The following is a 15,088-nucleotide window of genomic DNA, read 5'->3' on the forward strand; positions in this document are numbered from 1 at the left end:
GGAGAGGAATATGTTGAAATTAATTGTATATTATCTGCCTATGCCCTTTGTTGTGTATTTACTATATTTATTGTCGGGCAGCTGCCTGGCTGGAGGGTTATTTTTTCTAGGTTCTTTTCCATTTTTGATAAGGATGACCGAGATAAAAAGTGAAAATTTAAGGAAAAAACTAAAGATCTTTGTATCTAATTATTTATTTTTATATAAAACCCTTTGTTTTATGACTCTTTCAGCCATTGGTTTAGGGATTTTAGGATGGGGGACGATAATTAAAACACCTGCATTTATTTGGCTCAGCCTTGTATTTTATATTTTATCAATGTGGAGAGGATATCAAAATTACATTCAAATAAAAATAAAGGAATATACGGTGGAGATATCTGACTACGACACCGAATTAAATCTGGTATTTTTATCGGATATCCACCTGAGCGAATTAAGATCTATAAATTATGTGAAAGAAATAGTTGAAAAAGTAAATGGATTATCTGCCGATTGTATATTGGTCGGGGGAGATACAATAGAATCCCATATGGAATACCTGGAAGATAAAGGGTTTGATCAGACATTAAAAAAAATGAGGTCTGAATATGGAGTCTATGGGGTTCTGGGAAATCATGAATATACAGGTGATTTGAATAAAAACATGGAGTATTTAGATAGGTGCGGAATTAAAATTTTGAGGGATGAATCGATTATAATAAAAAAACTAGAATTTATCTTTAGAGATGATAAGACAAATGACTCCAGAAAAAAATTAAAAGATATTTATAAAAGTGTTTATCCAAAAATTGTAGTGGATCATCGGCCGAAATTTGAGGAAGCACTCAGTGAGGGTGCAGTGCTGCAAATTTCAGGACATACCCATGGAGGGCAGTTTTTTCCTGTAAATTTAGGATATATGCTTAAATATAAGGTTATCTACGGGTATAAAAAAATAAAAAATACGGCAGTTATAGTGTCTTCCGGGGCAGGAACAGGATTTTTTACCTATAGAACCTGGAGTAAGTCGGAAATAGTGAGGATAACCATTAGGGGGAAGGCTCATGAATAAGGTTATAATAACTTTAGCAGTGGTGGTTTTAATCCATATGGGTTATAATTTTATTAATAATGATTTAGGAGATAAAAATTTAGGAGATAAAAATTTGACTAAAGAAAGTATTTTGATCTGTTATGGAGATAGTTTAACAGCCGGGTATGGTGCTCCTATTGGCAGGAGTTACCCTGATTATTTACAGTCTAAACTCAGGTTAAAGGTTATTAATAAAGGTATAAACGGGGATACCACAGTTTCGGCATTACAAAGATTTAAAATCGATGTCTTGGATTATAATCCAGGCGTAGTCATAGTGGAATTAGGAGCAAATGACCTGATTCAAGGGGTAGAACTATCTGAAACAAAAACTAACTTAAACTATATTGTAGATGAACTTCTAAAAAGAAATATAAGAGTTTATGTAGTAAAATTTTATAGTGACCAGTTAATTTTTAACATCTTAAAAAATGGTTCTAAAAGAGAATTTGATAATTTTTTTAAAGAGTTAGAGGAAAAAGAAGGTGTATATCTTATAGAAGATATATGGAAAGGGATCTGGGGTAAACATATGTATGATAGTATCCACCCCGATGAAACAGGATATAAAAAAATGGGGGAGATTTATCTGGAAGAATTGAGACCTATTCTAAAAAAAAATAGATTGATTATAGGAGAGTAAAAATGGGAAAATTAATAGTAATAGAAGGAACTGATTCTAGCGGGAAGCAGACCCAGGCAGAATTATTATATGAAAAATATAAAAAAATGGGGAAAAAGGTTATGAAAGTTACCTTTCCGAATTATGAAAGCCCGTCATCAGCACCTGTGAAGATGTACTTAAATGGTCAGTTTGGAAAAAATGTAGGAGAGGTGAATACCTATGCTGTATCGACTATGTTTGCAGTGGACAGATATGCATCTTTTAAGACTATTTGGGAGGAATTTTACAAGGATGGGGGAATAATAATCTCAGATAGATATACAACCTCTAATATGGTTCATCAGGCATCGAAGATGGACGATAAGGGGGAAAAAGACGGGTATTTAGAGTGGCTGACCGATCTGGAATATGAAAAAATGGGAATCCCCAAACCGGATATGGTGGTATTTTTAAATATGCCTACCCAGATGGCATATAAATTGATGGAAAAGAGGAAAAATAAGATCACAGGAGAAGATAAGAAAGATATCCATGAAAATGACCGTGAATATATGCAGAAATCCCATGACAATGCCTGTTATATAGCAAATAAATATTCGTGGAAGGAAATAATGTGTGTAAAAGATGGAGAATTAAAAACAATAGATGAGATTGGCAATGAAGTTTTGAGAGTTTGTGAGGAGTTGTCTAGATGAATATAATAATAACGATACTTATACTTGGAATCATAATAATGGTTCATGAATTGGGGCATTTTTTGACAGCTAAATATTTTAAGATGCCGGTGGAGGAGTTTTCCCTGGGGATGGGACCTGTTTTGTTCTGTCATGAGGGATTACATACGAGATATTGTCTGAGAGCTATTCCCGTAGGTGGATTTGTAAATATCAAGGGGATGGAAGTGGATTCTGTAGTAAAAGACGGTTTCAATACTAAAAGTCCATTTCAAAGATTTATAGTTTTAATTGCAGGTGTAATGATGAACTTTATATTGGCTTACCTTATAGTCTTTGGAAGTCTACTTTACAATGGCAAAGCAGTTCAAAATGAAAAACCTGTAATTGGAAATATGGTAGAAACTTCTAAATCTTTTGGAAATTTAAAGATAGGGGATGAGATCCTGGAGATAGATGGAAATAAGATAGACAGGTGGGAAGATATAAGTCGTGTAAATGATGGTATAGACAGTACCAGGATGGAATTTCTTATAAAAAGAGATGGGAAAATCATAAAAAAAGAGGTTGAACTTACCTTTGATGAACAAAGGGATGATTATTATATCGGTATACTGCCAGAATATAGTATTGAAAAATATGGATTTATAGATGCTGTATCCGAATCGGTAACTGCCTATAAAAATTTGTTTACAATGATCTTAACAGGATTTAAACAGCTTGTGACAGGACAGGTAAGTGCTAAAGAGATATCTGGGCCAGTGGGAATAGTTAAAATTGTAGGAGATGCCAGTCAAGGGGGAATGGGAATCTTGTTTTGGCTGACAGCACTGCTTTCAATAAATATAGGGTTCTTTAATCTGTTGCCGTTTCCTGCTCTAGATGGCGGAAGGATAATATTTGTCCTTTTAGAAGTGATAGGGATAAAGGTCAATAAGGGGTTTGAGGAGAAATTTCATATGGTGGGGATGATCATATTGTTTGGGCTTATAATTCTGATAACTTTTAATGACATATTGAATATATTTAATAGATAAAAATAGAATAAATTAAAAAAAGAAGGTGAAATTAAGAATTTCATCTTCTTTTGATTTTATTAAGAATGGTGACCCTGACGCGATTCGAACGCATGGCCTACTCCTTAGGAGGGAGCCGCTCTATCCATCTGAGCTACAGAGTCATCTCCTAGATTATATAATATTTTTTCCAAAAAAGAAATATAGTTTTTATTTTTTTTTTTTTATTATCGGAAAAAAATAAAAAGTATAATATTATGAACAAAAGTTTTAATTATTTTCTAAGAATTTGTAGTTGCGGATGGCAACATTTTTTATATATAGTGCTAAAAAAACACTACTTTTGCCTTTTTTTTTGAAAAAGTGCATAAAAAACTTTGAATTCTTATAAAGTTGTGCTAAGATATATTGGAAACAAAACGTAATCTTCGTTTTATGTACAGTTTTTCATAAAAGTGAAGAAATATTGAAAAAGCTAAAAAAACAGGAGGATACACAAATGATAACAAACGTATTTAGTTATTTTTCGTTATTGATATTATTCATAACGGCAGTATTGTATTGTGAGAAAAAATTAAAGTTAAAGTTATTCAAGGTTATACCGGGATTAACATTTATTTATTTTGGTGGAATGATAGGTGCGACAATGCACGTTTGGGAGTTAACACCGCAATTATCGAGCTTTATCGGTCAATTAAAGTATTTTTTACTACCAATGATGTTATTTTTATTACTATTAAAAAATGATATTAGAGATGTATTTAAATTAGGACCAAAGTTAATGGGTTCATTTTTAGCAGTAACAGCTAGTATCTTAATTGGATTTGTAATTGTGTTTATTGCGTTAAAATCAAGATTTGATGCAGATGCATGGCAGACATTCTCAATTCTATCTTCTTCATGGGTTGGAGGGTCAACAAACATGGCCGCTGCTCAAGCAGGATTAGGAGTAAAAGATGGTTCGCAAGCACTGACATATGCATTCTTAATGGATAACATCTGTGCATCATTCTGGCTTGTATTACTTATCAGTTTAGCTCCAATGAGAGAAAAGTTCAATAAATTCTCTGGTGCAAACAGTGATGAAGTAGATAAAATCATAACTCAGATCCATGCTACAGCAGCTAAAAATGAAGACAAGAGAGACTATGAATTTATGGACTTTATGTTAACGTTAGGATTAGGTCTTGGAGTAGCAGGAATCGTATTAGTTCTTGGTAAACAAGTAGTTAACCCAGGTGGATTAACTGGTGAGAACATCTTATTCGGTCTTAGATCATTCTTTAGTGGTTCAGGATGGGTAGTAATCTTAGCTACAATGTTTGGTATCTTAGGAAGTATGACTCCGTTGAAGAAAATCAAGGGAACAGACCATGTAGGTAGTGTACTTTTATACGTAGTAGTTGGATTAATCGCAACGGCAACAGACTTCTCTACAATTGATATGGGTCAAGCAGCTATCTATATAGTAGCAGGAGTATTAGTATTATTATTCCATTTAATAGTATTATTAGTTTTAGCAAAAATATTCAAGTTAGACCTTTATATCTGTGGTATAGCTTCTCAAGCTAACGTAGGTGGATCTGTATCAGCTCCTATCTTGGCAGGAACATATGATGAAGCATTAATTCCGGCAGGACTTATGATGGGTATATTCGGTTCAGCAATAGGAACGGTAACAGCCCTTATGCTAGCTAAAATTTTGATGACATTATAAATTTATAGAATAAAACAGGAGAGTCCAATGGACTCTCCTATTTTTATTCTAAACGTCACGCTGCTATACGATCTTAATATCAAAATCTCTGACTAGTCCAACCAGATCAGGGAGGGAAAACTTACCTCCTTTAATACGGTTTGTCAGGGGGTTGATCCTGTAGTTAACAGCACCCTTAAAGTCAGCCTTCTCTAAATTACATTTATCAAAGGATGTCCCCTCTAAATCAGAGTTGTTGAAAGAAGCCTGACTTAGGTTGGTCTCAAAAAACAGACATTCCTTAAAAGTGGAGTTTGAAAGATCGGTCTTTTGCAGGTCTAACTTGCTGAGATCACAGTATTTTAAGTAGGAGTTATGAAAAGCGACTTCTATTATAAATTGATTGATGTGGCTTAGGTTGATACTGATCAGTTCAGAATTTTCAAAATTTAGATCTATAAATTTAGCATCACAGAAGGTGGAGGAGGTTAACTGGCAGGATTTAAAGGTACAGTTTTCCAATGTAGTTCCATTAAAACTTATCTTATCAAAAGTTATCCCTCTAAAAGTACAGCTAAAAAATTCACTATTTTCAAAAACTAACACCTCTATATCTTCTTTGGTAAAAACCATATCTTCGTAATACATATATCACTTCCTTTAATCAAAAATTTAAATCGTCTATATATAGTTATTTTTTAATGTATTTATTGTGTAGAAATTATATCATTTCTTTTAAATTTTATCTATTTACTTGTTTTAAAGATATTTTTAATAGCAGGTATTGCCTTATTCCTTTAAATGAACAAAAAAACTAAGATAATTTACCTATCTATTTAAAGGATTGTTTTTATGCAGAACTAACAGATACTCTAATTAAATTAAATGTTACAAAAAATTTAAAAAAATTTATGAAAACTAAGGATAAAAGGATGGAAAAAAATTCCATAGAGGGATGAAGAATTAAAATTAAACAGTCTGCTCGACAGGGAATGGTCCGTCTCAGGAGGAAATTGATTTCATTTTTCTGTGAAAAAAGTAATTAAAGTGATTTTTTCTTAAGCGGAACAAAAGTATTTTAAATAAAATTTAAGTTTTTTGAAAAAGCTGTGTATTTTAAAGACAAACAAAAAGTGTTGTGTGTATCAAATAAATGAACTTTCGTGTCAAAATTTAGGTTCTTGACTTAAAAACGAAAGAAGGTTATCATTATTGTACAATATAGTGAAAATAAACTTTATTGAAATTTAAGGAGGAAAGTTATGAACGAGAAAAAACATCAATTTAAACCTTTTGTATCTATGGATACAGCGATGTCTGAAACTACAGCAGTTTCTATAGGATTAGGAATCTTATTTGCAGTAATATTTGCAGCATCAAATGTATATTTAGGATTAAAAACAGGATTAACAATTGCAGCAGCAATTCCAGCAGCAATTTTAGGAACAGGATTATTAAAGGCAGTATTTAAAAAGGATTCTATATTAGAAGCTAACTTAGTGGCTTCAGTAGCTGCAGTAGGAGAATCTATAGCAGGTGGAATCATCTTTACACTACCGGCTATCATCATATGGGGACATGATTTAAGCATGGTTTCTATAGCTATCATAACTATATTAGGTGGATTAATCGGAACTTTATTCGTGATTCCATTTAGAGAATATCTAATAGTTGAGGAACATGGAGTATTAATGTTCCCTGAATCAATAGCAGCTTATGAAATCCTGGTAAATGCCAACAAAGGTGGAGAAGGATTTAAAACTGTATTGAAAGGTCTGGGAATGGGTGGAGCTTTCAAATTTCTATCTGGTGGATTAGGACTTTGGTCAGAAGGACCAGTTTGGGCTGTAACAAAGTTAGGAACAGCTTTTGGATTTAATGCAGTAGCATCATTATTAGGAGTAGGATTTATCGTAGGAACTGGAGTAGCTATCTTAATGTTCTCTGGAGCATTATTAGCATGGTTTGGTTTCATACCATTAATTAAGTTTATAGGTGCAGGAGCTACAACTCCTATATTCCCGTCAACTCAATTAATATCAGAGATGTCAGCTATCGCTATCTGGTCTAACTATATCAGATATATAGGTGCCGGAGCAGTAGCAGCAGGAGGATTTATCTCATTAGCTAAATCAGCACCAGCTATTATCAGTTCTTTCAAAGAAGCTATGAAAGGTTTAAAAGCAGAAAAAACTGCTCATAAAATAGAAAGACAACACATCGATACTCCGCTAACATTTGTTGGAGCAGGAGCTATCGCAGTATTTTTAATAGTATGGTTATTACCATTATCAGCAGGAATACCTAAAGTAGGATTTATCGTATCATTCTTAGTAATATTCTTCTCATTCTTCTTCGGTGTAGTATCTGCAAGAATGACAGGAATCATGGGTGCATCTAATAACCCTGTATCTGGAATGACTATTGCATCGTTATTAGTAATTGCATCGGTTATCAAACTATCTGGTGTAGATCCTGAATTAGGAAAAATTATGGCTATCATAGCTGCCGGTGTAGTTTGTGTATCGATCGCAACATCTGGTGGAGTAGCACAAAGTTTAAAGCATACATACTTAGTTGGTGGAACACCAAAGAAAATCGAGTGGTCAATGTTTGCCGGATTAGTAGTAGCAGCATTTGCAGCAGGTGGAGTAGTACTTATGCTGCATAAAGCTTTCGGATTAGGATCTGTAGATGTTCCTGCTCCTCAAGCTGGATTAATGAGAATGTTATCTGAAGGTGTTATGACAGGAGAGATCCCTTGGACATTGGTTATCATCGGTGTGGTTATCGGTATAGTTATTAACTTCTTAGGATTATCTATCTTACCTATCGCTTTAGGATTATACTTACCAATTCAATTATCAGCTGCTATCTTAACCGGAGCATTGGTAAGAGAAGTTGTTGAGATGAAATTTAAGAAAAATGTAACTGAGCAAAAAGGCAGAATAGAGAAAGGTATCTTATTATCTTCTGGATTAGTTGCTGGAGACGCTTTAATCGGTATCTTATTAGCAGTATTCATCACTTTAGGAAAAGATTTATCAGCATTCGGAAGAAAATTTGGAGCTATCACTACAAATTCTACTGTAGGATTTGTAATCTTCATGGCGTTAGCTGTTTGGATCTACTCTCAAGTAGTTTCTGGAAAAGCTTCGGATGAACAATTACCTGAATAATAAAAATTAATAGGCTACATTTAGAATAAGGAGCAAAAATGAAAAAAAATGAAGAAAATTTTCTAGATATTATCCCTGTAAAACTTCATTTGGATTGTAAAAGGCAGGATGGAAATATCCACCTTGTCTTTACCCATACCAGTTTTCTTCAAAGAACTTTGAGGTGGATGACTAAAAAATCTAATACTAGTACTCTGGAATTGGATGGATTAGGGAGTTTAGTCTGGGAGAATATCGACGGAAAAAATACAATATATGACATCATTAATATTCTTTTGGAAACAGAGGAAGATACCTATGAATCTATGCAGGAGAGAGTATTTATATTTATCAGAATATTAAAAAACAGAAAAATAATCGCTTTTAAAGAAGTTGATTAAAAAAAAAGAGGTTTGACCCATTTGGGTCAAACCTCTTTTGATTACTAAATCTAATAATTAATCAACGAGAGAAACACATTATTTAGTAGTTATTTCAGAGTGAAATTTACTTATGGGTTGCCCTCTTTTGTCTATATTTTAATTGAACCACCCTTTGATTCCCTTAAATATTTTTTCAGTGATTGTGTCGGGAACCTGCCCCTTTTTAAATAAGACTTCCCTTCTGAATTCCCTGGAAGCTCTCTTTACCTCTCCACTACGGATGTCGATATTTCTACGAACTAATTCTCCGCTCCTGATATTCTTATCTATAAAATCAAATGAGGTAGGGGTATATATACCCCTATCGATCATTGTCTGATAGTAGTTTTTCCATAAAGGAACTGCCATACGTCCACCAGATGAACGGTTTGGCATGGAGGTGTTATCATCATAACCCATATATACCACAGTGACATAGTCAGAGGTGAACCCAGCATACCAGGCAGATCTAAAATCATTGGAAGTTCCTGTTTTTCCACCCTGGTCTACATTAAATCCAAGTTTAGAGTGTAATTTTGCTCCCCTTCCAGAACCGTATTCCACTACTTTTTCAAGCATAGAGGTCATGAGGGAGGCATCTATGGAACCATAGATATTTCTGCCTTCTAAATCCTCGTTTTCATAGATGATATTTCCATGGGTATCCTCGATTCGGGTAATAAAAGAGCTCCTGTGTGCAGTACCTCCATTGGCAAAGGGAAGGTATGAAGCAGCTAACTCCAGCGGGCTGGCACTGGTAGATCCCAGAGCTATTGTAAGGTCTTTGGTAAATTCCACATCTACCCCTGTCCGAGTAAAATTATCTATAACATTATCTATCCCTACGTCGTTTAACAGCTTTACAGCCACTGTATTGACTGACTTTTCCAAGGATTGTATCAGGGTAATGTTTTTATATTTGGCATTACCATAGTTTTTAGGAGACCAATTACCATATTTGGTGTTGGAACCATCTATAATTTGATTCATAGTATATCCTTTTTCCAGGGCTGTATAATATATAAAGGGCTTAAAGGTAGACCCGATCTGCCTTTTGGCATCGACACCACGATTAAAGTTGCCGGACCTGTATCCCTTTCCTCCTACAAGGCTCCTGACCTCCCCTGTCTTAGCATCTAAGGTAACCATGGCACCCTGCAGTTTTTTATTTCCTTTAAATTTTGAGTAATTTTCAAAGGTGTTCTTTGCAATTTTTTGCATCTCATTATCCAAGGTAGTGTATACTTTGAATCCACCCCGGGAAAAAATAGAGGGCTCCACCAGACCGATGAGTTTTTCTTCCACTATATCCATAAAATCAGGTGCTTTGGTAGATTCTCTTTTCCTTCTGCCGTCTTTTACGATGACTGTTGTATTTCTGTCAGGAAAAAAAGTTTTTTTATAATCGGCCTCCATAACAAATTTATGTTTTACAGCTGCATCATATTCATCTTGGGAGATATAATTTTGATTCAACATAAGTTTTAAAATCAGATGGGTTCTTTTCATGGCAGCTTCTAAATTTTTCCTGGGGTTATACATATTAGGTCTATTGGGAATCCCGGCCAGCATAGCACTCTCAGCCAGATTTACCTTTGAGATATCTTTATTAAATATATCTTTAGCAGCTTCCCTGACCCCGTATGATCCAGAACCAAAATAGATCTCATTGAGATATTTTTCTAAGATCTCATCTTTAGAATAAATTCTTTCGATCTCTAATGTTATAATAAGTTCTTTGAATTTACGGGTGAATGTACGCTCGTTGGATAAAAAGGCATTTTTAGCCAGCTGTTGTGAGATGGTACTCCCGCCTTGAGCTATCCTGCCTCTGGATAAGTTTACCAGAACAGCTTTTCCCAGCCGCCATAGGTCTACCCCATGGTGGGAATAAAATCTTCTGTCCTCCACAGAGATAAAAGCTTTTTGAAGATAGACAGGAATATCTTTCATGTCTGCATTTTCGCCTTTTTGTTTGGACAGATAGTCTACAATATTTTCATCCTTATCGTAGATTGTAATTGGTTCCGAAGCTGTGTAGGAGGTGACTTTTCCTTTGACACTAAAATATGTAATAGTGGTCAATGCTAGGAGGGAAAAGGTTACTCCCAGGAGGGCAATAAGTATATTTTTTCTTTGTTTTCTTAAAAAATTAACAATTTTTTTTACATAGTTCATTGAATAATCATTCCTTTTATTTTATTTTTATCAACTATATTATATCATAAATATAATAAAAAGGAGTCAGACATCTGTCTAACCCCTTTCCTCATGCTTTTGACTAGTTATTCAACGTTAAACTCCTTTTTAGAAAGAACTTTATCATTTTCATCCACTGCTTCTACAGACCATTTTCCAGATAAAAATAAATTTTTTCTGGACCAGGTTCTCCATCTGGGTCCTGAAATTTTCAATGGAACGGAAGCCATGAGGGTTTTTTCTCCATCCTCTTCCAGAAGATACCAATTGTGATAGATAGTTTTTTCCTTTCCTATATCTTTAAATTCTGTATAAAAATAACCCTGGGAATACAGCTTGAAAGTATCCATTGTTTTTACAGGTTCTTTTTCCACAACTTCATTGGTTAAGACTGCTCTACTGAGATAATAAGAGTTTTCCCCATTGGGTTTTCCATAGGCTGCAAGAGTCCCAAGGATAATTAGTATAGTTAGCAATAATTTTTTCATGATTTGTCCCCCTTTGAAATAGTTATTATATAAATTTCAATTGAATATAATTTATTGATATTTTAACTTTAAATTAAAAGTTTTACAAGTACTTATATAAAATTAAAACCATCTATATTTTTAATTCTTTATTTTTTTAATAAAAAAACTTGTAAATACTTTGACTATGTTATATAATCAATACATAAAGTTTGTTAATCAAAGTTTTTAATAATGGTTTACAAATAAAATATATTATTGGGAGGAAAGAAATGAAAAAGATGAAAAAAATTATACCGTTTATAGTGTTGTCTGCCGGTTTATTAACTGGATGTTTTAAAGGTAAAGAAGAAGCAAAGGTTGTTGAAGAAACAAAAGCGCCAAAGATATCAAAAGAATTAAACATATATACACAAAGAAACTATGATATAGATAAAGCATTGATCGCAGAATTTGAAAAAGAAACTGGTATTACAGTTAATGTAGCCCACTCTGGAGCAGATGAGTTATTAAAGAAGTTAGAGATAGAAGGAAAAGATACTCCTGCTGACTTATTTATTACTGCAGATGCAGCCAGACTTGGAAGAGCAAAAGATTTAGGTTTATTGCAGCCTATAAAAGATGAAGAGGTGTTAGAATTAGTTCCTGCAAATATAAGAGATAAGGATAACTACTGGACTTCATTCACTTATAGAGCTAGAATATTTGCTTACAATAAAGAAGCTACAGATCCTTCTGTATTTTCAACATATGAAGATTTAGCTGATCCTAAGTGGAATGGTAAGGTATTAGTAAGAAGTTCAACTAACTCATATAACCAGGCTTTAATAGCTTCTATGATTGCTGCTAATGGTGAAGAGGCAACAAGAGGATGGATTAAAGGTTTAACAGCTAATATGGCGAGAGCTCCAAAAGGAAACGACAGAGATCAGAGTAAAGCAGTAATAGCTGGGATAGGAGAAGTTGCTATAATGAACTCTTACTACCTTGGAAAAATGATCCACTCTACAGATCCTGAAGAAAGAAAAGTTGGAGAACAAATAGCTATCTTCTTCCCTAACCAAGATGACAGGGGAACTCATATCAATGTAAGTGGAATGGGAATCACAAAGCATGCAAAGAATATTGAGAATGCTGAAACATTCATCAAGTTTTTTTTAAATGAAAAATCACAAACTAGATTTGCCAATGAAAACTATGAATATCCTTCAAATAAAAATGTAAAAGCTAACGCTACAGTTCAATCATGGGGAGATTTCAAAATCGATAACTTAACATTATCTGAATTAGGAAAAAACTATAAAAAAGGAACAATTATGGCTGACGAAGAAGGTTGGAAATAAGCCAATGAATTTAAAATCATTCAAGAGGAATCTAAATATTAATTTAGATTCCTGGCTTTTTATAAGCATAATATTATCTTTCTTCCTGTTAGCCCCCATTATAATTTTGTTTACGAGTTTAGCTGGACAAAATATAGAAACCTTTACCCATATAGCAAAAACTCTTTTACCGGAATATATAAGAAACAGCTTTACAATAGCCTTATTTACCGGTTTATTTACTATGGTTATAGGTGTATCTGCAGCCTGGATCTTGACCATGTATGAATTTAAATTTTCTAAATTTTTTAATATTGTGCTGATTCTGCCGTTAGCAATACCTACCTACATCGCAGGATATGTATATTCCGGGATTTTTTCCTATACGGGAATAATCAGCAGAACTGCCAGGAATTTATTTGGATACAATTTAAATTTGGATATTATGAATATATACGGAGTTATCTTTATATTTACATTTTTCCTCTATCCCTATGTATTTATCATAGCCAGATCATTCTTTGCCAAACAATCACTATCGATGTTGGAAGCGGCAAAAGTATTGGGGAAATCTGACACTGAGACATTTTTCTTGGTAGTCCTGCCCCTGGCGAGAACAGCTGTCATAGGAGGAGTTACCCTGGTTATAATGGAGGTGTTGAGTGCCTTTGGATTGCCTAGTTATTTCGGTGTACAGACCTTTAGTACAGGAATATTCAGAACCTGGTTGGCCTTAGGAGATACAGATTCTGCTATAACTTTAGCGATTATTCTTATGACATTGATTTTTACAATCATCTTAATAGAAAAAAAATCCAGGGGAAGAAGACAGTATTCTTTTACTAATACCAAGATCAGACCCATAAATAAAAAGCCACTTTCGGCTAAACATAGTGTTATAGCTGTTGTTGTCTGTATGATTCCCATATTATTTGGGGTTATAATTCCACTTCTACAATTGATTTCATGGTCATTTATGACCTATGGGGATGTTTTAAATTATAAATTAATAAAAATTATAAAAAATACATTTTCTATAGGAATTGCAGGTGCTATATTGGCAACCATGATGGCGGTTATTATCTCAAATACATCCAGGTTAAAAAAAGGAAAAATTTCTAAGACCCTGTCTAAATTAACTACAATAGGATATTCTATTCCGGGGGCCGTAATAGCCATTGGAGTTATGACATTCTTTATCTTTGTAGATAAAAAGATATTGGGACAGAAAGTATTTTACGGAACCTTATTTTTAATGGTATTTGCTTATGTAATAAGATATTTAGCTGTGGCATATAACAGCGTGGAAAGTGGATTTGACAAGGTAGGGATAAAATTTCATGAAGCATCCAGGAGTTTAGGGTATGGAAAGACCAAAACATTCTTTGCAGTGGATTTGCCTATGATAAAGGGAAGTATAATAGGAGCGGTAATCTTAACATTTTTAGAGATTATAAAAGAATTACCCCTTACCTTAATTTTGAGGCCATTTAATTTTGAAACATTATCCACCTATGCGAAACGATATGCTGATGATGAGATGGTACAGCATAGTGCTATACCATCTATTATTCTTATTTTAATTGGAATATCAATAATTATATTCTTTGAGACGATAAAAAAAAAGAAAGAAAAAAAGAAATAAGGGGGTAATAATCATGAATTATATAGATTCAAAAAGTTTATATTTTAGATATAGAAATTCTACTGAAGATGTTTTGAAAAATGTAGATTTTAACGCAAATAAGGGAGAGATAACTGCAATTATAGGGGAGAGTGGAAGTGGAAAATCTACCCTTTTACGTATTTTAGCGGGGCTGGAAGTTCCACAAAAAGGAGAATTGGCTATCAATGACAGGGTTCTTATAGATGAGGAAATATTTATTCCTGTGGAAAAAAGAGGGATTGGGATGGTATTTCAAGATTATGCTCTTTTCCCCCACCTATCTGTAGAAAAAAACATCTTGTTTGGTATGAATAAGATGAAGAAAGAATCAGCTTCTAAGAGAACTTGCGAAGTATTAGATTTGGTTAGTATGAAAGAATTTATAAAGAGATATCCCCATGAATTGAGCGGAGGACAGCAGCAGAGAGTTGCCCTGGCACGTGCTTTGGCTCCTAAGCCGGGAGTTATCCTTTTAGATGAACCATTTTCAAATCTAGATGCCAACCTCCAGGGGAAGATAAGAAATGAATTAAAAACTATATTAAAAACCAGTGGAGAAACTGCCATTTTTGTGAGCCATGATAAGGATGATTTAGAGATAGCAGACAGGGTTGTTATACTGAATAAGGGTGAAGTCATTCAGACGGGAACCCCTGCAGATATATTTGAAAATCCTAAAAATGAATATGTGAGGCATATTTTAGGCATATGATTAGATAATGAAAAAAATATTATTAAAAAAACAGAGGAGGTTTGCCCTATTAGGGC

Annotated in this window: 13 protein-coding genes and 1 tRNA gene; 10 read left to right on the forward strand and 4 right to left on the reverse strand. The window is 33.8% G+C overall.

Annotated features, from left to right (window positions below):
* The first annotated feature begins 10 nt into the window (after nt 1–10).
* Genes DYH56_RS09510 through rseP form a run of 4 tightly spaced genes read left to right on the forward strand, consistent with a single transcriptional unit; the run spans nt 11 to nt 3,411 of the window.
* On the forward strand, nt 11–1,054 hold the full coding sequence (locus DYH56_RS09510; protein ID WP_114642626.1) for a metallophosphoesterase: 1,044 nt from the start codon (nt 11–13) through the stop codon (nt 1,052–1,054).
* Nucleotides 1,047–1,718 carry a GDSL-type esterase/lipase family protein gene (locus DYH56_RS09515; RefSeq protein ID WP_114642627.1) on the forward strand — a complete coding sequence of 224 codons (672 nt, stop codon included), beginning with the start codon at nt 1,047–1,049 and terminating at the stop codon, nt 1,716–1,718. Before DYH56_RS09510 ends, DYH56_RS09515 begins: the two co-directional genes overlap by 8 nt.
* A gap of 2 nt (nt 1,719–1,720) precedes the next feature.
* Nucleotides 1,721–2,395: a dTMP kinase gene (locus tag DYH56_RS09520; protein WP_114642628.1), complete on the forward strand. Its 675-nt coding sequence runs from the start codon at nt 1,721–1,723 to the stop codon at nt 2,393–2,395.
* Entirely contained in the window at nt 2,392–3,411 is a 1,020-nt protein-coding gene (gene rseP, locus DYH56_RS09525) for an RIP metalloprotease RseP (protein ID WP_114642629.1), read from the forward strand. The genes DYH56_RS09520 and rseP overlap by 4 nt, the downstream gene beginning before the upstream one ends.
* Before the next feature lie 66 nt (nt 3,412–3,477).
* Here the strand turns inward: rseP and DYH56_RS09530 are convergent.
* Nucleotides 3,478–3,554 (reverse strand) — tRNA-Arg (locus DYH56_RS09530).
* Nucleotides 3,555–3,889: 335 nt separating this feature from the next.
* Here DYH56_RS09530 and DYH56_RS09535 point away from each other — a divergent pair.
* Nucleotides 3,890–5,107 carry a DUF819 family protein gene (locus DYH56_RS09535; RefSeq protein ID WP_114642630.1) on the forward strand — a complete coding sequence of 406 codons (1,218 nt, stop codon included), beginning with the start codon at nt 3,890–3,892 and terminating at the stop codon, nt 5,105–5,107.
* Between the two features lie 63 nt (nt 5,108–5,170).
* Here DYH56_RS09535 and DYH56_RS09540 read toward each other — a convergent pair whose 3' ends face one another.
* Complete coding sequence (locus DYH56_RS09540) at nt 5,171–5,734, reverse strand: pentapeptide repeat-containing protein (RefSeq protein WP_114642631.1); 564 nt, start codon at nt 5,732–5,734, stop codon at nt 5,171–5,173.
* Between the two features lie 614 nt (nt 5,735–6,348).
* On the opposite strand from DYH56_RS09540, the gene DYH56_RS09545 reads away from it, so the two are divergent.
* Both DYH56_RS09545 and DYH56_RS09550 read left to right on the forward strand, forming a co-directional pair.
* The gene (locus tag DYH56_RS09545; RefSeq protein WP_114642632.1) at nt 6,349–8,265 is read left to right on the forward strand and encodes an OPT family oligopeptide transporter; all 1,917 of its coding nucleotides are present in this window, start codon (nt 6,349–6,351) and stop codon (nt 8,263–8,265) included.
* A 38-nt stretch (nt 8,266–8,303) separates the two neighbouring features.
* Nucleotides 8,304–8,645, forward strand: coding sequence for a PqqD family protein (locus DYH56_RS09550; RefSeq protein ID WP_114642633.1), 342 nt, complete (start codon nt 8,304–8,306; stop codon nt 8,643–8,645).
* A gap of 138 nt (nt 8,646–8,783) precedes the next feature.
* On the opposite strand, the gene DYH56_RS09555 is transcribed toward DYH56_RS09550, so the two are convergent.
* Both DYH56_RS09555 and DYH56_RS09560 read right to left on the reverse strand, forming a co-directional pair.
* A complete protein-coding gene (locus DYH56_RS09555) occupies nt 8,784–10,844 on the reverse strand; it encodes a transglycosylase domain-containing protein (protein WP_114642634.1) in 2,061 nt (686 codons plus the stop codon).
* 107 nt (nt 10,845–10,951) lie between these two features.
* The gene (locus DYH56_RS09560) at nt 10,952–11,353 is read right to left on the reverse strand and encodes a DUF2914 domain-containing protein (protein ID WP_114642635.1); all 402 of its coding nucleotides are present in this window, start codon (nt 11,351–11,353) and stop codon (nt 10,952–10,954) included.
* Between the two features lie 251 nt (nt 11,354–11,604).
* Here DYH56_RS09560 and DYH56_RS09565 point away from each other — a divergent pair, with 251 nt between their 5' ends.
* The 3 genes from DYH56_RS09565 (at nt 11,605) to DYH56_RS09575 (ending at nt 15,032) form a co-directional block, all read left to right on the forward strand.
* Complete coding sequence (locus DYH56_RS09565; protein WP_114642636.1) at nt 11,605–12,675, forward strand: Fe(3+) ABC transporter substrate-binding protein; 1,071 nt, start codon at nt 11,605–11,607, stop codon at nt 12,673–12,675.
* A gap of 106 nt (nt 12,676–12,781) precedes the next feature.
* Nucleotides 12,782–14,299, forward strand: coding sequence for an ABC transporter permease (locus DYH56_RS09570; protein WP_158539112.1), 1,518 nt, complete (start codon nt 12,782–12,784; stop codon nt 14,297–14,299).
* Between the two features lie 13 nt (nt 14,300–14,312).
* Complete coding sequence (locus tag DYH56_RS09575; protein ID WP_114642638.1) at nt 14,313–15,032, forward strand: ABC transporter ATP-binding protein; 720 nt, start codon at nt 14,313–14,315, stop codon at nt 15,030–15,032.
* Nucleotides 15,033–15,088: the final 56 nt, after the last annotated feature.

The sequence above is a fragment of the Psychrilyobacter piezotolerans genome (genome assembly GCF_003391055.1).
Taxonomy (GTDB): domain Bacteria; phylum Fusobacteriota; class Fusobacteriia; order Fusobacteriales; family Fusobacteriaceae; genus Psychrilyobacter; species Psychrilyobacter piezotolerans.

Coding starts and splice junctions, on each gene's coding strand:
- DYH56_RS09515 (WP_114642627.1), top strand. CDS start 1,047: ATGAATAAGGTTATAATAACTTTAGCAGTGGTGGTTTTAATCCATATG.
- rseP (WP_114642629.1), top strand. CDS start 2,392: ATGAATATAATAATAACGATACTTATACTTGGAATCATAATAATGGTT.
- DYH56_RS09575 (WP_114642638.1), top strand. CDS start 14,313: ATGAATTATATAGATTCAAAAAGTTTATATTTTAGATATAGAAATTCT.
- DYH56_RS09535 (WP_114642630.1), top strand. CDS start 3,890: ATGATAACAAACGTATTTAGTTATTTTTCGTTATTGATATTATTCATA.
- DYH56_RS09520 (WP_114642628.1), top strand. CDS start 1,721: ATGGGAAAATTAATAGTAATAGAAGGAACTGATTCTAGCGGGAAGCAG.
- DYH56_RS09560 (WP_114642635.1), bottom strand. CDS start 11,353: ATGAAAAAATTATTGCTAACTATACTAATTATCCTTGGGACTCTTGCA.
- DYH56_RS09545 (WP_114642632.1), top strand. CDS start 6,349: ATGAACGAGAAAAAACATCAATTTAAACCTTTTGTATCTATGGATACA.
- DYH56_RS09540 (WP_114642631.1), bottom strand. CDS start 5,734: ATGTATTACGAAGATATGGTTTTTACCAAAGAAGATATAGAGGTGTTA.
- DYH56_RS09510 (WP_114642626.1), top strand. CDS start 11: ATGTTGAAATTAATTGTATATTATCTGCCTATGCCCTTTGTTGTGTAT.
- DYH56_RS09565 (WP_114642636.1), top strand. CDS start 11,605: ATGAAAAAGATGAAAAAAATTATACCGTTTATAGTGTTGTCTGCCGGT.
- DYH56_RS09555 (WP_114642634.1), bottom strand. CDS start 10,844: ATGAACTATGTAAAAAAAATTGTTAATTTTTTAAGAAAACAAAGAAAA.
- DYH56_RS09550 (WP_114642633.1), top strand. CDS start 8,304: ATGAAAAAAAATGAAGAAAATTTTCTAGATATTATCCCTGTAAAACTT.